The organism is Mesorhizobium sp. P5_C1 (assembly GCF_054049815.1).
In genome coordinates, this window is sequence record NZ_JBFULQ010001090.1 from 1 (window position 1) to 1,031 (window position 1,031).

Here is a 1,031-nt window from a genome sequence, read left to right on the forward strand (position 1 = left end):
GTTGTAGTCGACTTCGCCGGTGACCGTGAAGCCGGGGACGATGTCGTAGGCAATGTTGGCCGCGACGCCGACGTTCTTGTCGTCATCAGCCGACACCTGAGCGTTGAACGAGGTCTTCTCGTTGAACTTGTAGGTGCCACCGCCCCACACTGCCCAGTTGCCGCCCCACTGCTTGTAGAAGTTGCGGTCGATGTGATCGTCCGAACCATAACCGCCCATGATCCACAGCGTCAGAGCGTCAGACGCTTTCACGTCCAGGCGAACCTTGCCGGTCCACTCTTCCCAGGTGCTGTCGTAGGATGCCACGCCGGTGATGGCACCCCAGCCCTGCGTGTACTTCACGCCGCCGACGACGTCCGGAACGTAGCTGTCGATGGTGTCGTTGCCGGAATTCGCGTTGAAGAGATAGTTGCCGGCCCCGTCGAAGGTGGCAGCGCCAGCATCACTGGAGCCTTCTTCGAGTGAGACGACGGCCGAGAAGCCGTTGCCCCCGTCGAAATAGTACTGGACGACGTTGGTGTCGAAGCCGCCATAGGGGACGATCGTATCCTGGAKGACKTYGCCGGCGTAGCCGAYGAACGTATYGAAGGCCGATTCGTCCTTRCCGACGCGSAGACCACCGAGCTGGATCCAGGCGAAGTTCAGCGTGATGCCCTTGTTGTGGGCATCATTGCCGTATGCGTCGCCATAGCCGTTGGAGTTGCCGAATTGGATGCGGGTTTCGGTGTAGGTCTTCAACGTGCCCAGCTCGGTTTCCTGGCCGGTCCAGGTCTTCAGCGTGAAGCGGGTGTTCTTTGCCCACGTGTCCTGCAGCTTGGGATCGCCAAGCTGGTTTTCGGCACGCGCGCCATCGAACGAGCCGACGTCGCCGCCGCCGATGTCGTAACGGACATAGCCGCCGATGCGCAGGCAGGTTTCGGTGCCGGGGATGTAGAAGTAGCCAGCGCCGTAGACGTCGCAGATCTTGACGTATTCAGCGGGCTCCGGCTCGGCGACGACGACGGCGTCGGCGGCGCGCGCACCGGAAACTG

The 1,031-nt window shown here is 61.9% G+C and carries 1 protein-coding gene; it reads right to left on the reverse strand.

Annotation, left to right across the window (positions count from 1 at the left end):
- The coding region (locus ACXJ7R_RS34075; protein WP_457155628.1) for a porin at positions 1-1,031 on the reverse strand (1,031 nt) is incomplete at both ends.